Origin of the sequence: Pseudarthrobacter phenanthrenivorans (assembly GCF_036455295.1) — a bacterium.
Lineage (GTDB): Bacteria > Actinomycetota > Actinomycetes > Actinomycetales > Micrococcaceae > Arthrobacter > Arthrobacter phenanthrenivorans_C.
On sequence record NZ_JAYXNX010000001.1, the window covers coordinates 111,540 to 124,251 of the forward strand.

Below are 12,712 nucleotides of genomic sequence, written 5' to 3' on the forward strand. Positions count from 1 at the left end.
GCCTCAGCCGCGTGTGCCCCCGTGCCTTACCCAGGCCCCGGCGGAAGGCAGGAACAGGAGCGCCAGCCCGGCAAAGGCCAGGAGCAGTCCGGCGGCCCAGAGCATCACCACGTAGCTGCCCGCAGCACCGCCGGGAACCAGGAAGGCGGACGCCGGAATGAGGAGGAGCAGATGGCTGGCCAGCAGGGGAACCAGCGTCCACCTGGCCCAGGCCCGGCGCCCCAGCAAAGCGGCAAGGACGGCCGCCTCCAGCAAGGTCATCAGCAGCAGGGCAGCGATGCTTCCCCAAAAGACGGCGCTGGCGGTGGTGGCCGCCCCGGCGCCGCTGCCCCCAGCCATGCCCGCCACCACCCCGCGCAGGCGCTGCAGGTTCGAATCACGTGCTGCGAAGGACCCCAACAGGACGGCAAGCCCCGCTGCGAAGCTGAGGAGCCAGAGTGTCCGGGCGGTTCGGACCGCGCGGGGGACAGGGGGAACCACCGGAATGGGCGGCGGCGAGGAATAGGACAGCCCGGGCCTGGGAGGGGGCGCGGACAGGTTCCGCTTTTCGCCGCCAGCCGGGGACGCCATGGCCCTATTTCAGCCCGTCGGCGTCGTGTTCGTCCGTACCGCGCCGGCCCTTGCCGCCTTCCTCCTTGGCCTTGGCCTCGAGTTCATCGCGGAGCTTCTTCAGGCGGTCGGCCTCTGCCTGGTTCCGGCGCCGGGCCTCAAGGTTGCGCAGGAAGTCAGGATCATCGTCCGGCGCAACGGGGTGCGGGTAGCTGGGCCGCGGCTGCGCGGTGCCCCGCGGGCGGCCGATCAAGAGCCAGAGGATGGCGCCCAAAACAGGCAGGACAATCTGCACGATGATCCAGGCAGGCTTGGAAATACCCCGGGTCAGGCGGCCTTCAGTGCGGATCACGTCCACCAGGCCATACACGAAGATGACGAGGACTGCGACGGCCAACGCCACACGGAACAGCAGCATGCTATTAAGTCTATCGTCAGGACGGGCAGGGGCCGTTGGCGGAGGCAGCTAAACTTGAATAGTGGCCTTTTTGAAATATTCCCTGATCCGCCTGGCGATCTTTGTGCCCCTGTTCATCCTGTTCGCCCTGCTGCAGCTGGGGGCCTTGATGTCCGTGATCTGCGCTGCGGCCATTGCCTTCGCCATCAGCTACCTGTTCTTCCAGAAGCAGCGCGATGCTGCGGCAGCTGCCCTGCAGCACCGGTTCTCCGGAAAGGCCAAGCCGTTGCGCTCAGCCGGCGAGGTCCAGGACGCCAACGCCGAGGATGCCTTACTGGACGCCAACCCTGACATCACCATCAACAACGCCAAGGGCAGCCAGAACAGCTAGAACCCGTGGCTGAGGACCAGTCCGAGTGAGAACAGCACGCTGTAGCCCAGGTTGATCAGGCCGGTCTGCTTCAGGACCGGGATCAGGCTCTTGCGCTTGCGCCCGTTGATCATCAGCCAGGCCGGCATCAGGCAGGCCGGAATCAGCAGCAGCACGATCAGGATCCACGGCCGCCCCGGCGCCAGGATTACCACCAGCAGGATGGCGACGGCGAGCATCAGGACGTAGCTTTCGCGCGCATGCTTGTCCCCCAGGCGCACGGCCAGGGTCTTCTTGCCTGCCTGCATGTCGGTGGGGATGTCCCGCACATTGTTGGCCATGAGCAGCGCCGTGGCGATCAGCCCGGTGCCGATGGCGCCAATCACCGCCGAGAGGTTGATGTGGCCGGCCTGGGTGAACGTGGTGCCCAGCGTGGCCACCAGCCCGAAGAACACGAACACGAAAAGGTCGCCCAGGCCCTTGTAGCCGTAGGGGTTCTTGCCGCCGGTGTATCCCCAGGCGGCCATGACGCAGCCCAGGCCCACCAGGATCAGCCACCAGGCCTGGGTGAGCAGCACCAGGACCAGGCCGAACACCATGGCCACGGCGAAGGCGCCGAAAGCGGCCCACTTGACGTGCTCAGGCTTGGCAGCGCCGGAGCCCACCAGCCGCAGCGGACCCACACGGTCATCGTCGGTTCCCCGGATGCCGTCCGAGTAGTCGTTGGCGAAGTTCACGCCCACCTGGAGCAGGAGCGCCACCAACGCGGCGAGGATGGCGTTGGGCAGGATGAACGAGTCCATCTCGTAGGCGGCGGCAGAGCCGATCAGCACCGGCGCGATTGCGGCCGGCAGCGTCCGGAGTCGGGCGCCTTGGATCCATTGGGCGGCTGTGGCCACGGTTAGTACCTCGTGTTGTTTCGGTAAGACGGCAGGATGATGCGTGCGCACCCGCCGCGGTGGTGCAGGTCCAACTCTACTTTCCCCCGTGCAGGGCGCTGAGTTGGTGGGTCATGGCGAGCCGGTCCGGTTTGCCGTTGGGCAGCATGAGCAGTTCCGGTGCGGCGAGGACCGTCTTGGGCGCCTGGACCCCCAGTTGGGCCTGCCACTGTCGTTGGAGGGCGACGGCGGCGTCACCGGCCTCGTGCCGGGCTGCACCTTCCCTGCCGTCCCCGCCGGCGGGGACGATGGCCACGTAGGCCGCCACGGCCTGGCCCCACTCCGCGGACGGAACCCCTGCCACGAAAGCCGCCGCGACGCCGTCGGACTGTTCTAGCTGCTCCTGGACGTGCCCTGCGGAAACCTTGACGCCTCCGGTGATGATCACGTCGTCGGCGCGGCCCAGCACGGTGAGCCGGCCGTCGTCGTCGATGGAGCCGAGGTCGCTGGTGCGGTACCAGCGCACGCCGTCCTCCTCGAAGAACGTGCCCGTTTCCTCGTCGGGGGCCTCGATGTAGCCGGCGGCCACCGTGTCCCCGCCCAGGAGGATGCGGCCGTCCGGATCCACGCGGACCGACACGCCTTCCAGCGGGTAGCCGTCATAGACGCAGCCGCCGGAGGTCTCAGCGGAGCCGTAAGTGGTGATGACCCGGACACCGGCGTCCCGGGCGGCTGCCAGCAGGGCCGGCGACGCAGGCGCGCCACCCAGCAGGACCGCGTTGAACCGCCGGAGCACTGCCAGCGTTTCCGGCGAGGGATTGTCCAGGAGGCGCTGCAATTGCGTGGGAACGAGCGAGGTGAAGCGGATCTTATCCGTCAGCTCCAGCGCGGCAGCGGTGAAGGACTCCGGGGTGAAGCCGCCCGACATGTCCATCACCCAGGGCCGGGTGCCGGCGAAGAGGGAGCGGACCAGCACCTGGATGCCGGCGACGAACTGGACGGGCAGCGCCAGCAGCCACTGGCCCTCGCCCTTGAGGCGCAGGGCGGTGGCCATCGAGGAGGCGGCAAGGGATTCCACGGTCAGCAGGGTTGCCTTGGGCGTTCCGGTGGAGCCGGACGTGCGCACCACAGCCACGGCATCATCGCATCCGGGTGTTTCCACGTGCCCTACGACGAGCCCGCCGTCTGGACCGACGGAGAGTTCGACGGCGGGCCCCTCGCCGTGGAGGGCGGCCGCGAGGGCGTTCAGGGCGGGTTCGATGTTAAGGGGGCCGCCCTGGGCAGATGGGGTGGAGGTTTCGCTGTTCATTGCCGTCCTGCCTTAGAAGTAGTACGGGAAGCGTGACCAGTCGGGGTCGCGTTTTTGCAGGAAGGCCTCCTTGCCCTCCACAGCCTCGTCCGTCATGTAGGCCAGGCGGGTGGCTTCGCCGGCGAACACCTGCTGTCCGGCCAGGCCGTCGTCGGCAAGGTTGAAGGCGAACTTCAGCATCCGGATGGCCTGCGGCGACTGCCGGGCGATGTCCGCTGCGTATTCCAGTGCAACTTCCTCCAGCCGTTCGTGGTCCACGGCCTCATTGACCGCGCCCATGCGGACCATGTCCTCAGCGGAATATTCGCGGGCCAGGAAGAAAATCTCGCGGGCCGTCTTTTGCCCCACCTGGCGGGCCAGCAGTGCGGAGCCGTAGCCGGCGTCGAAGCTTCCCACCGTGGCGTCGGTCTGCTTGAACTTGCCGTGCTGCCGGGACGCGATGGTGAGGTCTGACACGACGTGCAGGGAGTGGCCGCCGCCGGCCGCCCAGCCGTTGACGACGGCGATCACGACCTTGGGCATGGTGCGCATCAGCCGCTGGACTTCCAGGATGTGGAGCCGCCCGGCCCGCGCGGGGTCGATGGTTTCCTGGGTCTCGCCGCCGGCGTAGCGGTAGCCGTCCCTGCCCCGGATCCGCTGGTCGCCACCGGAGCAGAAGGAGTGGCCGCCGTCCTTGGGGGAGGGGCCGTTGCCGGTGAGCAGCACCGTGGCGACGTCCGGCGTCATGCGGGCATGGTCCATGGCACGGTAGAGCTCATCCACGGTCCCGGGCCGGAACGCGTTCCGGACCTCAGGCCGGTTGAAGGCAATCCTGACCGTGGGCAGGTCACGCACCCAGCCGCCGTCGGAATCCCGTTCCACCTGGCGGTGGTAGGTCATGTCCTGGAAGTCCTCGAAGCCGGAGACCACCCGCCAGCGCATGGGATCGAAGACATCGGACACCGGGGCGGGGATCTGGTTGCTCACCGTCCAAGTCTAGTAATCGGTGTCAGCTGATGCAGAACTCGTTGCCCTCGGGGTCCGCCATGGTGTGCCAGGAATGCGGGCCCTGCCGCGCGGACCAGAGGAAGGAAGCGCCCCGGACCTCCAGTTCCCGCCGCACCTCGTCCTTCTCCCGGCCGTCCAGCCGGACGTCCCAGTGCACCCGGTTCTTGACCGTCTTTCCCTCCGGCGCAGCCTGGAAGAGGATGCGCCGTTCGGGGTTCCTGGAGTTGATTTCCTCCGGCGGCCGGATGGCGGCCCCGTCCTTCCACACCAGGCTGCCGCGGTGGGTAGTGGTCTGGTTTTCGGTGGCATAGCCCTGTTCGATCATGGAGCGGATGAAACCCTCATCCTGCGGTTCCACGGCCCACTGCAGCGTTTCCGCCCACCAGTCTGCGAGATCATGCGGCCTGGCGGAATCGACGACGATCTGGATATTCAGTGCCATCCGTCCACGGTAAGGGCGGCCGGGGCGTTGCGGAAGGTCCTCAGTGAAGGAGAGCTAGGCCTGCACGTTCTGCATCTGGTTGAAGACCTCCGGCGGTATGGCGTAGACCAGGAGCACGGCCAGCAGGTTCTTGGCGGCGTGGACGAAGTAGGAGAACATCACGTTCCGCCCGGTCCACATGTAGACGAAGACCAGCGTGGCGCCCATGGCCAGATAGGGGAGCAGGGCTGTCAGCGTGAGCGCTTCCTGCCCCACGATATGCAGGGCAGCGAACAGCACCACGGACAGGATGCAGCAGATCCAGATGTTGACCCGGCGGCCCAGCTTGCCGATCAGCAGGTGGCGGAAGATGTATTCCTCCACGAAGGGACCAACCACCACCAAAAGCGGAACCATCAGCCAGGCCGGGACCTGCTGCATCAGCGCCTGCAGCCCCGCCTGGTTCCGGGATGTTTCCACCTGCCCGTTCGCGGCCACCACCACGGCGGTGAGGATCATCATGGCGATCACGGAGGCCGGAACCATCAGCAGTGTGAACCACGGCCTGGTGGCCAGGACTTTGAGGTCGCGGACCACCACTTTGCGGGCAGCCATGAGCGCCAGTATTCCCACCGAGGCATAGAAGAGGAGGTTCACGGCGTAGGACGCTGCAGCGGGGGAGGGCGCAATCTGCCGGAGCAGCGGCGCCACCAGGTCCCCGGCGGCCGCGAAGAAACCCGCGATGGCAACGTAGAGGCACAACGTGGCCAGGTCCAAGGGGGAGAACCGGTACAGCTGGGGCTGCGGAGCGGGCGGTAAGCGGTGGGCTGTTGCCATGCTCCCACCCTATCGTCGGGTGGTCGCGTGTAGCGCGCGTCACGTACCACCCCGGACCGTCTTGTAGGATGGTCAGGTCGCGTGAAGCTTCGGCAGTTCGTCCGATCACCCTCACATTCGCAGGCCGAAAGGCCCCTGAACCGAATTTTGTGAGCTCGATCATACGAAGACCGGATGCGGCCAACCCCCAACCCACAAGGAACAGTTGTGCCTCAAAGTACCCCCACAGACCTAAAGAACAGCACGGCGCCCACCTCCGCCGTCGACTCCTCCCTCAGCGCCGAGGGCTACAGCAAGACCCTGGGCCGCCGCCACGTCACCATGATCGCCATGGGCGGCGCCATCGGCGTGGGCCTCTTCATGGGAGCGGGCGGACGCCTGGCCTCCACCGGACCGGCCCTGGTGTTCTCCTACGCCATCGCCGGTGTCATCGCCTACCTCCTGATGAGGGCGCTCGGCGAGCTCATCATGTACCGCCAGACTTCCGGCTCGTTCGTCAGCTACGCCGGCGAGATGTTCGGAAAGAAGGGCGCTTTCCTGTCCGGATGGATGTATTTCATCAACTGGGGCATGACCGGCATTGCCGAGCTCATCGCCATCGGCCTCTACTTCCAGTTCTTCTTCCCCAACGTCCCGGTGGAGGCCTCGGCCATCGCGGCCCTCGCGCTCCTGGTGGCCGTCAACCTGCTCAGCGTCAAGGCTTTCGGCGAATTCGAGTTCTGGGCATCCTGCCTCAAGGTCGGAGCCATCCTGATCTTCCTGGCCGTGGGCACGTTCATGGTGGTCACCAATGCCCAGGTGGGCACCGGCCATGCCTCGGTGACCAACCTTTTCGCAGCCGACGGCGGCATGTTCCCCAAGGGCGCGCTGGTCATGGTCCTGGTCCTCAACGCCGTGATCTTCGCCTACAACGGCATCGAACTGGTGGGCATCACGGCGGGTGAAATGGAGAATCCGCAGCGCGAAGTTCCCAAGGCGATCCGCGCCGTCGTCCTCCGCATTGTCGTGTTCTACGTAGGTTCCGTAACCCTGCTGGCCATGCTGCTGCCATCAGACCAGTACAAGGCCGGCACCTCCCCGTTCGTTACCGTCTTTGGCCAGATGGGCCTGAGCTGGGTGGGCGATGTCATGAACATGATCGTCATCACCGCCGCCCTGTCCTCGTGCAACTCAGGCCTGTATTCGATCGGCCGCGTGTTCCGCACCATGGCCAACAACGGCCATGCCCCGCAGTGGCTCACCAAGATGTCCCGGCGCCACGTTCCGTACGCAGCCATCCTGGCCATCGCGGTGTTCTACCTGGTGGGCATCCTGCTGAATATCTGGCTGGGCGGTTCGCACGCGTTCGACCTTGCGCTGAACACCGCGTCCATCGGCGTGATCTTCTGCTGGGGTGCCATCTTCGCCAGCCAGATCATGCTGCGCAAGAAGAAAGGCAACGCTTCCAGCCTGCCGATGCCCGGCTCGCCGTGGACCAGCTGGGCAGGCCTGCTGGGCCTGCTGGCGATCACCGTGCTCATCGGTTTCGACACCATGACCAGCAAGGATGGTGAAGTGTTCTACCTGGGCCTCTGGACCCTGGGAACCATCCCGTTCTTCGCCGTCCTCCTGTGGCTCGGGTGGCAGAAAGTCAAGAACAACGAACCCAAGAACTCCCTGTTCACCTAAGCCTTCCCGGCTTCCTGAACAACGTTCGACGGCGGGCATCCCCTGGGTGGGGACGCCCGCCGTCGGCGTTTAACGGCACCCGGCCCGGTCAGTCCTTCAGGTACCGGGCGAAGTAGTCCTCGATCCGCTGCCATGCCTCGGGGGCGGAGTCCGGATCCGGCCCCACGCCCATGACGCGCATGAGCGGCCGCAGGAACCTGGGGCCTTCTTCCGCATCATTCAGGAAGGCGTGGCCGGCCCCCGGGAATTCCTTGACGCTGTGCTCGATTCCCAGCCCGTCCAGGGCCGATTCGAGCCGGGCGGCAGCGCCCTGCAGGGGCTTGTCCGCGCCGCCGTAGTTGGCCACGATGGGGCAGGCGCCGCGGAGGGCGTCTTCCAGGTTGCCGGGAAGGCGGCCGTAGTTCACAGAGGCGACGTCAAACCCGTCCCTGGCCACCATCAGCGCGAAGCCGCCGCCCATGCAGAAGCCGATCACACCCGTCTTTCCGGTGGACTGCGGGGAACCGGCCAGCCACTTCCGCGCCGTCGCGATGTCCGTGAAAGCCCGGCCCGTGCCGGCGGTCAGGCTGCGCATGGTGCTGACCAGGCAGCGGCGTGCCCCGCCTTCACTGAACAGATCCACGGCCAACGTCAGGTAGCCCGCCTGCGCCAGCCTGTCAGCGTGCCTGCGGGTCTGGTCGGTCAGGCCGAAGGCCTCGTGGATCATCACGACGCCGGGAAAGGGGCCCTGGCCCTGTGGTGTGGCGAGGTAGCCGCGCAGGGAAGGGGAGCCGCCGGCGTCGCTGCTTTCGGCGCTGAGGTCAACGTAGGTCATGGCTAAGGCTAACCGGGCAGCGGGCGTAAACGGTGTGGATTTCTGCCGCGGACCTCCGGACGCTGGTGCACTGCCCCGGGCCCGGGCAGACTGGGGCTTGTGAGCGAACCGTGGGTGCTGCATGTGGACCTGGACCAGTTCATCGCTGCCGTTGAAGTGCTTCGCCGACCGGAGCTCGCGGGCAAGCCCGTGATTGTGGGGGGCCGCGGCGATCCCACCGAACGTGCCGTGGTGTCCACCGCATCCTACGAAGCCAGGGCTCACGGCGTGGGCTCCGGTATGCCGCTGCGCATCGCCGCCCGGAAAGTCCCGGACGCGGTCATCCTGCCCGTGGACCAGGAAGCCTATTTCGAAGCATCCGAAAAAGTCATGGCTGTCCTGCGCTCCCAGCCGGGAACCGTGGTCCAGGTACTCGGCTGGGACGAGGCATTCGTCGGCGTCCGGACCGCTGATCCTGAAGCCGTTGCCCGGCAGCTGCAGCAGGCCGTCCTGGCCGAAACCCGCCTCCACTGCAGCATCGGGATCGGGGACACCCTGCTCCGGGCCAAGGTGGCCACCACCTTCGGTAAACCTGCCGGCGTCTTTCGGCTCACGGAAGGCAACTGGCTCGAGGTGATGGGAAGCCGCCCCACCATCGAACTGTGGGGTGTGGGAAAGGCGGTGTCGCGGCGGCTTGCCGCCCTGGGCATCAAGACTGTTGCCCAGCTCGCAGCGGCCAACCCGGAGGACCTGGTCCCTGAGTTCGGCCCAAAAATGGGGCCCTGGTATGCCCAGCTGGGTCGCGGCGATGGCGCGCGGGTGGTTGATGACACACCCTGGGTGGCCCGGGGGCACAGCCGCGAGACCACCTTCCAGCGCGACCTGACCAACGCTGCCCACATTGAGGACGCCGTGCGTGAGCTTGCAGCGCAGGTGATGGAGGACGTCGCGGCCGAGGGGCGCCCCGTCATCGGGCTGACGCTGAAGGTACGCTACGCCCCGTTCACCACCAAGACCTACGCGCGGAAAACCCCGGAGACGTCGGATCCCGCAGAAGTGCTGTCCAGGGCCCTTGAGCTGTTGGCCAGGATCGAGCCCGGGCTGCCTATCCGGCTCCTGGGGCTTCGGGCAGAGATGACCATGCCCGAAGACTCCCGAAAAGGGCACACCCCCACCCGCAGCGGCTGGTGATTTTCGGCCCCTCCCCTTCCGTCGATTGCTGAGTATTTGTCGTTATGAGGCCCCATAGCGACAAATACTCAGCAATCGACGGTGTGAGCGGGCAGTGAAACGGCGGCAGATCCGTGGGATCCGCCGCCGTTTGGGGCTGGTGCAGTACGCCGTTCGCTGCGGCTGCGCCGGCAAGAGCTAGTCGCGCTTGAACTCGTCCTTCACGCTTTCGCCCACCTTCTTGGCGTCCGCCTTCACTTGGTCGGCCTGGCCTTCTGCCTTCAGGCGGTCGTTGTCGGTGGCGTTGCCTGCAGCTTCCTTGGCCTTGCCGCCAAGGCCTTCTGCCGCGTTACTGATCTTGTCTCCGAGGCCCATGGTTCCGGCCTCCTTTCGTTTCCTTCGATCAACCGTGCTCTTTCACGGTAAACAAAGCCTACTTACTATTTCAAGCCCCGGCCAGCGATCCGGTGTCCTGGCATCTCCGGCCCGGCGATAGGCTCAGGTTCATGGACAAAGCGCGCAGCAAGACTCCGGCCAAGGTGACCCCGCCCCGGCTTTCCAGGATTCAGCTGCAGGAACCCGAAGACCTGCCGGACCCGGCCTTCCATCCCGGCGTGCGGCATGAAAATGTCCGGTTCAACCGTCCGGCCATGGACGGACTGGACCTGGTGGATGCCGTGTTTGCCGAGTGCCGCTTCGACGCCGCTTCCTTCAACGAGGCCCAACTCCGCGGCGCCTCGTTTCGGGACTGCCTCCTGGCCGAGGCATACGCGCCGGTCTTCCACGCAGCCCGCACTGCCTGGCGCGAGGTGGAGTTCCGTAATCCCCGCCTGGGCTCGGCCGAACTGTATGAGAGCGGGTGGCAGTCTGTCCGGATCGACGGCGGCAAGATCGACTACCTGAACCTGCGGGGTGGAAAGCTAACCGACGTGCTGATCAGCGGCTGCATTATCAACGAACTGGACCTCGGAGGCGCTGCCGCAACCAGGGTGAAACTGGAGGACTGCACGGTGGGATCCCTGGACCTGGGCGGCGCCAGGCTGAAGGACTTCGACCTGCGGGGCACCGAATTCCGGAGGATCAGCGGACTCGGCAGCCTTTCCGGACTTGTCATCGACGACTACCAACTGGGCCTGCTCGCGCCGCTCATCGCAGCACATTTGGGGGTCACGGTCCTGTAACCGGATGCGCGTCTGGACCCTGCCGTGTACCATTTACAGAACGAACGGTCGGTAAGTGGAGGATTCCTCTGCGCCGGCCGCCGATGACAATGCTGTTTATCGCGTGAAGGGTGTTTCCATGGCTGCAGCTGCAGGTCCGCAGGCTTTCCTTGTAGGCGGGGTCCGAACGCCCGTGGGCAGGTACGGCGGCGCGCTGTCGTCAGTCCGGCCTGACGATCTTGCCGCCCTGGTGGTCCGGGAGGCCGTGGAACGCGCCGGGCTGGATCCGGAGAGCATCGACGAAGTCATCCTGGGCAACGCCAACGGCGCCGGCGAGGAGAACCGGAACGTGGCCAGGATGGCCACCCTGCTGGCCGGTCTGCCGCTCCACATCCCGGGCATCACCGTCAACCGGCTCTGCGCGTCCGGCCTCAGCGCCATCATCCAGGCCAGCCACATGATCAAGGCCGGGGCCGCGGACATCGTGATCGCCGGCGGCGTGGAGTCCATGAGCCGGGCACCCTGGGTCCAGGAAAAGCCAACCGCGGCGTTCGCAAAGCCCGGCCAAATCTTCGACACCTCCATCGGCTGGCGCTTTACCAACCCCCACTTCCAGCACGGATCCCTGGCCCGGGACGGCAAGATGACATACTCCATGCCGGAGACTGCGGAGGAAGTGGCGCGGGTGGACAACATCTCCAGGGATGATGCTGATGCGTTCGCCGTCCGTTCCCACCAGCTGGCCCTGGACGCCATCGAGGCCGGCCGGTTCAAGGACGAGATCGTTCCCGTCACCGTCAAGACCCGCAAATCCGAAACCGTGGTGGACACTGACGAAGGCCCCCGCCCCGGCACCACCCTTGACGTCCTGGCAGGCCTGAAGCCGGTGGCGCACGGCGGATCAGTGGTCACCGCAGGGAACTCGTCCTCCCTGAACGACGGCGCCTCCGCCATCATCATCGCCTCGGAAGCTGCGATCGAGCGGCTGGGCCTGACCCCGCGCGCCCGGATCATCGATGGCGCCTCAGCGGGCTGCGAACCCGAGATCATGGGCATCGGCCCGGTCCCCGCCACCCAGAAAGTGCTCAAGCGCAGCGGCCTGAGCGTGGGGGACCTGTCCGCCGTCGAACTTAACGAAGCCTTCGCCACCCAGTCCCTGGCGTGCATCCGGCGCCTGGGGCTGGAACCGGAGATCGTCAACCGCGACGGCGGTGCCATCGCGTTGGGACACCCGCTGGGTTCCAGCGGCTCACGGATTGCCATCACCCTGCTGGGGCGGATGGAGCGCGAAGACGCCAAGATCGGCCTGGCAACGATGTGCGTGGGCGTCGGGCAGGGCACCGCCATGCTGCTGGAGAAGATCTGATGGCCGCCACCGTGGACCTCTCGGCGGAGAAGTTTTCCGCGCTCCTTGTCGACGAGAAGGACGACCGGGTGGTGGTGCTGCTCAACCGGCCCGAGGTGAAGAACGCCATCGACCAGCAGATGGTGGACGAACTGCACACCGTCTGCGCCGCGCTGGAACAGAACCCCAAGGTGCTGATCATCGCCGGGGTGGACGGAGTCTTCGCTTCGGGAGCCGACATCGCCCAACTGCGCGAGCGGCGGCGGGACGACGCCCTGCAGGGAATCAACTCCACCATCTTCGTCCGGATCGCCAAACTGCCCATGCCGGTCATTGCCGCACTGGACGGTTACTGCCTGGGCGGCGGCGCCGAGCTCGCGTACGCTGCCGACTTCCGGATCGGGACACCCAATGTGCGGATCGGCAACCCGGAAACGGGGCTGGGAATCCTGGCCGCCGCCGGTGCCAGCTGGCGGCTCAAGGAACTCGTGGGCGAACCGCTGGCCAAGCAGATCCTGCTGGCCGGGCTGGTCCTCGGTGCTGACGAGGCCAAAGCCGCCAACCTCATCACCGAAATCCACGACCCCGCCGAGCTTCTGGATGCGGCGCACAGCCTGGCCAACAGAATCGGCCGCCAGGACCCGCTGGCCGTCCGCATCACCAAGTCGGTTTTCCACGCACCTGCCGAAGCACATCCGCTTATCGACCAGCTGGCCCAGGGCATCCTCTTTGAATCCCAGGCCAAGTTCGACCGCATGCAGGCGTTCCTGGACCGTAACGCGGCCAGGAAGGCCAACGCCGCCAACCCTGCCGACGGAAAGTAGACCC

The 12,712-nt window shown here is 66.4% G+C and carries 15 protein-coding genes; 6 read left to right on the plus strand and 9 right to left on the minus strand.

The window, feature by feature from the left end; genetic code table 11:
* Positions 1 to 3: 3 nt before the first annotated feature.
* On the minus strand, positions 4 to 570 hold the full coding sequence (locus tag VXJ37_RS00485; RefSeq protein ID WP_331321117.1) for a hypothetical protein: 567 nt from the start codon (positions 568 to 570) through the stop codon (positions 4 to 6).
* Positions 571 to 574: 4 nt separating this feature from the next.
* Positions 575 to 964, minus strand: a complete 390-nt coding sequence (locus tag VXJ37_RS00490; protein WP_307308498.1) for a PLDc N-terminal domain-containing protein — start codon at positions 962 to 964, stop codon at positions 575 to 577.
* A gap of 64 nt (positions 965 to 1,028) precedes the next feature.
* Here VXJ37_RS00490 and VXJ37_RS00495 point away from each other — a divergent pair, with 64 nt between their 5' ends.
* Complete coding sequence (locus VXJ37_RS00495; RefSeq protein ID WP_331321118.1) at positions 1,029 to 1,337, plus strand: DUF4229 domain-containing protein; 309 nt, start codon at positions 1,029 to 1,031, stop codon at positions 1,335 to 1,337.
* On the opposite strand, the gene VXJ37_RS00500 is transcribed toward VXJ37_RS00495, so the two are convergent.
* The 5 genes from VXJ37_RS00500 to VXJ37_RS00520 all read right to left on the minus strand — a co-directional run bounded on the left by VXJ37_RS00500 (position 1,334) and on the right by VXJ37_RS00520 (position 5,748).
* On the minus strand, positions 1,334 to 2,215 hold the full coding sequence (locus VXJ37_RS00500) for a 1,4-dihydroxy-2-naphthoate polyprenyltransferase (protein WP_331321119.1): 882 nt from the start codon (positions 2,213 to 2,215) through the stop codon (positions 1,334 to 1,336). The two genes, VXJ37_RS00495 and VXJ37_RS00500, sit on opposite strands and share 4 nt — an antisense overlap.
* A gap of 76 nt (positions 2,216 to 2,291) precedes the next feature.
* Positions 2,292 to 3,503, minus strand: a complete 1,212-nt coding sequence (locus VXJ37_RS00505) for an AMP-binding protein (protein ID WP_331321120.1) — start codon at positions 3,501 to 3,503, stop codon at positions 2,292 to 2,294.
* A gap of 12 nt (positions 3,504 to 3,515) precedes the next feature.
* Positions 3,516 to 4,469, minus strand: a complete 954-nt coding sequence (locus VXJ37_RS00510) for a 1,4-dihydroxy-2-naphthoyl-CoA synthase (protein ID WP_331321121.1) — start codon at positions 4,467 to 4,469, stop codon at positions 3,516 to 3,518.
* A gap of 22 nt (positions 4,470 to 4,491) precedes the next feature.
* On the minus strand, positions 4,492 to 4,932 hold the full coding sequence (locus tag VXJ37_RS00515) for a VOC family protein (RefSeq protein WP_331321122.1): 441 nt from the start codon (positions 4,930 to 4,932) through the stop codon (positions 4,492 to 4,494).
* Positions 4,933 to 4,986: 54 nt separating this feature from the next.
* Positions 4,987 to 5,748, minus strand: a complete 762-nt coding sequence (locus VXJ37_RS00520) for a CPBP family intramembrane glutamic endopeptidase (RefSeq protein ID WP_331321123.1) — start codon at positions 5,746 to 5,748, stop codon at positions 4,987 to 4,989.
* Between the two features lie 207 nt (positions 5,749 to 5,955).
* Here VXJ37_RS00520 and VXJ37_RS00525 point away from each other — a divergent pair, with 207 nt between their 5' ends.
* Positions 5,956 to 7,416 (plus strand): amino acid permease, encoded by a 1,461-nt coding sequence (locus VXJ37_RS00525; protein ID WP_331321124.1) that lies wholly within the window; start codon positions 5,956 to 5,958, stop codon positions 7,414 to 7,416.
* An 88-nt stretch (positions 7,417 to 7,504) separates the two neighbouring features.
* On the opposite strand, the gene VXJ37_RS00530 is transcribed toward VXJ37_RS00525, so the two are convergent.
* Positions 7,505 to 8,230: a dienelactone hydrolase family protein gene (locus VXJ37_RS00530; RefSeq protein ID WP_331321125.1), complete on the minus strand. Its 726-nt coding sequence runs from the start codon at positions 8,228 to 8,230 to the stop codon at positions 7,505 to 7,507.
* A 99-nt stretch (positions 8,231 to 8,329) separates the two neighbouring features.
* Here VXJ37_RS00530 and VXJ37_RS00535 point away from each other — a divergent pair, with 99 nt between their 5' ends.
* The gene (locus VXJ37_RS00535; protein WP_440589759.1) at positions 8,330 to 9,400 is read left to right on the plus strand and encodes a DNA polymerase IV; all 1,071 of its coding nucleotides are present in this window, start codon (positions 8,330 to 8,332) and stop codon (positions 9,398 to 9,400) included.
* A 177-nt stretch (positions 9,401 to 9,577) separates the two neighbouring features.
* On the opposite strand, the gene VXJ37_RS00540 is transcribed toward VXJ37_RS00535, so the two are convergent.
* Positions 9,578 to 9,754 (minus strand): CsbD family protein, encoded by a 177-nt coding sequence (locus VXJ37_RS00540; RefSeq protein ID WP_331321126.1) that lies wholly within the window; start codon positions 9,752 to 9,754, stop codon positions 9,578 to 9,580.
* 131 nt (positions 9,755 to 9,885) lie between these two features.
* Between VXJ37_RS00540 and VXJ37_RS00545 the strand changes: the two genes are divergently transcribed.
* The 3 genes from VXJ37_RS00545 (at position 9,886) to VXJ37_RS00555 (ending at position 12,708) form a co-directional block, all read left to right on the plus strand.
* The gene (locus VXJ37_RS00545) at positions 9,886 to 10,560 is read left to right on the plus strand and encodes a pentapeptide repeat-containing protein (protein WP_331321127.1); all 675 of its coding nucleotides are present in this window, start codon (positions 9,886 to 9,888) and stop codon (positions 10,558 to 10,560) included.
* Between the two features lie 118 nt (positions 10,561 to 10,678).
* Positions 10,679 to 11,905, plus strand: coding sequence for a thiolase family protein (locus tag VXJ37_RS00550; RefSeq protein WP_331321128.1), 1,227 nt, complete (start codon positions 10,679 to 10,681; stop codon positions 11,903 to 11,905).
* The gene (locus tag VXJ37_RS00555) at positions 11,905 to 12,708 is read left to right on the plus strand and encodes an enoyl-CoA hydratase/isomerase family protein (protein ID WP_331321129.1); all 804 of its coding nucleotides are present in this window, start codon (positions 11,905 to 11,907) and stop codon (positions 12,706 to 12,708) included. Before VXJ37_RS00550 ends, VXJ37_RS00555 begins: the two co-directional genes overlap by 1 nt.
* Positions 12,709 to 12,712 lie beyond the last annotated feature (4 nt).

What these genes read in the sequence shown, in the direction of transcription:
- VXJ37_RS00505 (WP_331321120.1), bottom strand. Translation starts at nt 3,503, where the DNA reads ATGAACAGCGAAACCTCCACCCCATCTGCCCAGGGCGGCCCCCTTAAC.
- VXJ37_RS00555 (WP_331321129.1), top strand. Translation starts at nt 11,905, where the DNA reads ATGGCCGCCACCGTGGACCTCTCGGCGGAGAAGTTTTCCGCGCTCCTT.
- VXJ37_RS00515 (WP_331321122.1), bottom strand. Translation starts at nt 4,932, where the DNA reads ATGGCACTGAATATCCAGATCGTCGTCGATTCCGCCAGGCCGCATGAT.
- VXJ37_RS00530 (WP_331321125.1), bottom strand. Translation starts at nt 8,230, where the DNA reads ATGACCTACGTTGACCTCAGCGCCGAAAGCAGCGACGCCGGCGGCTCC.
- VXJ37_RS00485 (WP_331321117.1), bottom strand. Translation starts at nt 570, where the DNA reads ATGGCGTCCCCGGCTGGCGGCGAAAAGCGGAACCTGTCCGCGCCCCCT.
- VXJ37_RS00540 (WP_331321126.1), bottom strand. Translation starts at nt 9,754, where the DNA reads ATGGGCCTCGGAGACAAGATCAGTAACGCGGCAGAAGGCCTTGGCGGC.
- VXJ37_RS00520 (WP_331321123.1), bottom strand. Translation starts at nt 5,748, where the DNA reads ATGGCAACAGCCCACCGCTTACCGCCCGCTCCGCAGCCCCAGCTGTAC.
- VXJ37_RS00545 (WP_331321127.1), top strand. Translation starts at nt 9,886, where the DNA reads ATGGACAAAGCGCGCAGCAAGACTCCGGCCAAGGTGACCCCGCCCCGG.
- VXJ37_RS00550 (WP_331321128.1), top strand. Translation starts at nt 10,679, where the DNA reads ATGGCTGCAGCTGCAGGTCCGCAGGCTTTCCTTGTAGGCGGGGTCCGA.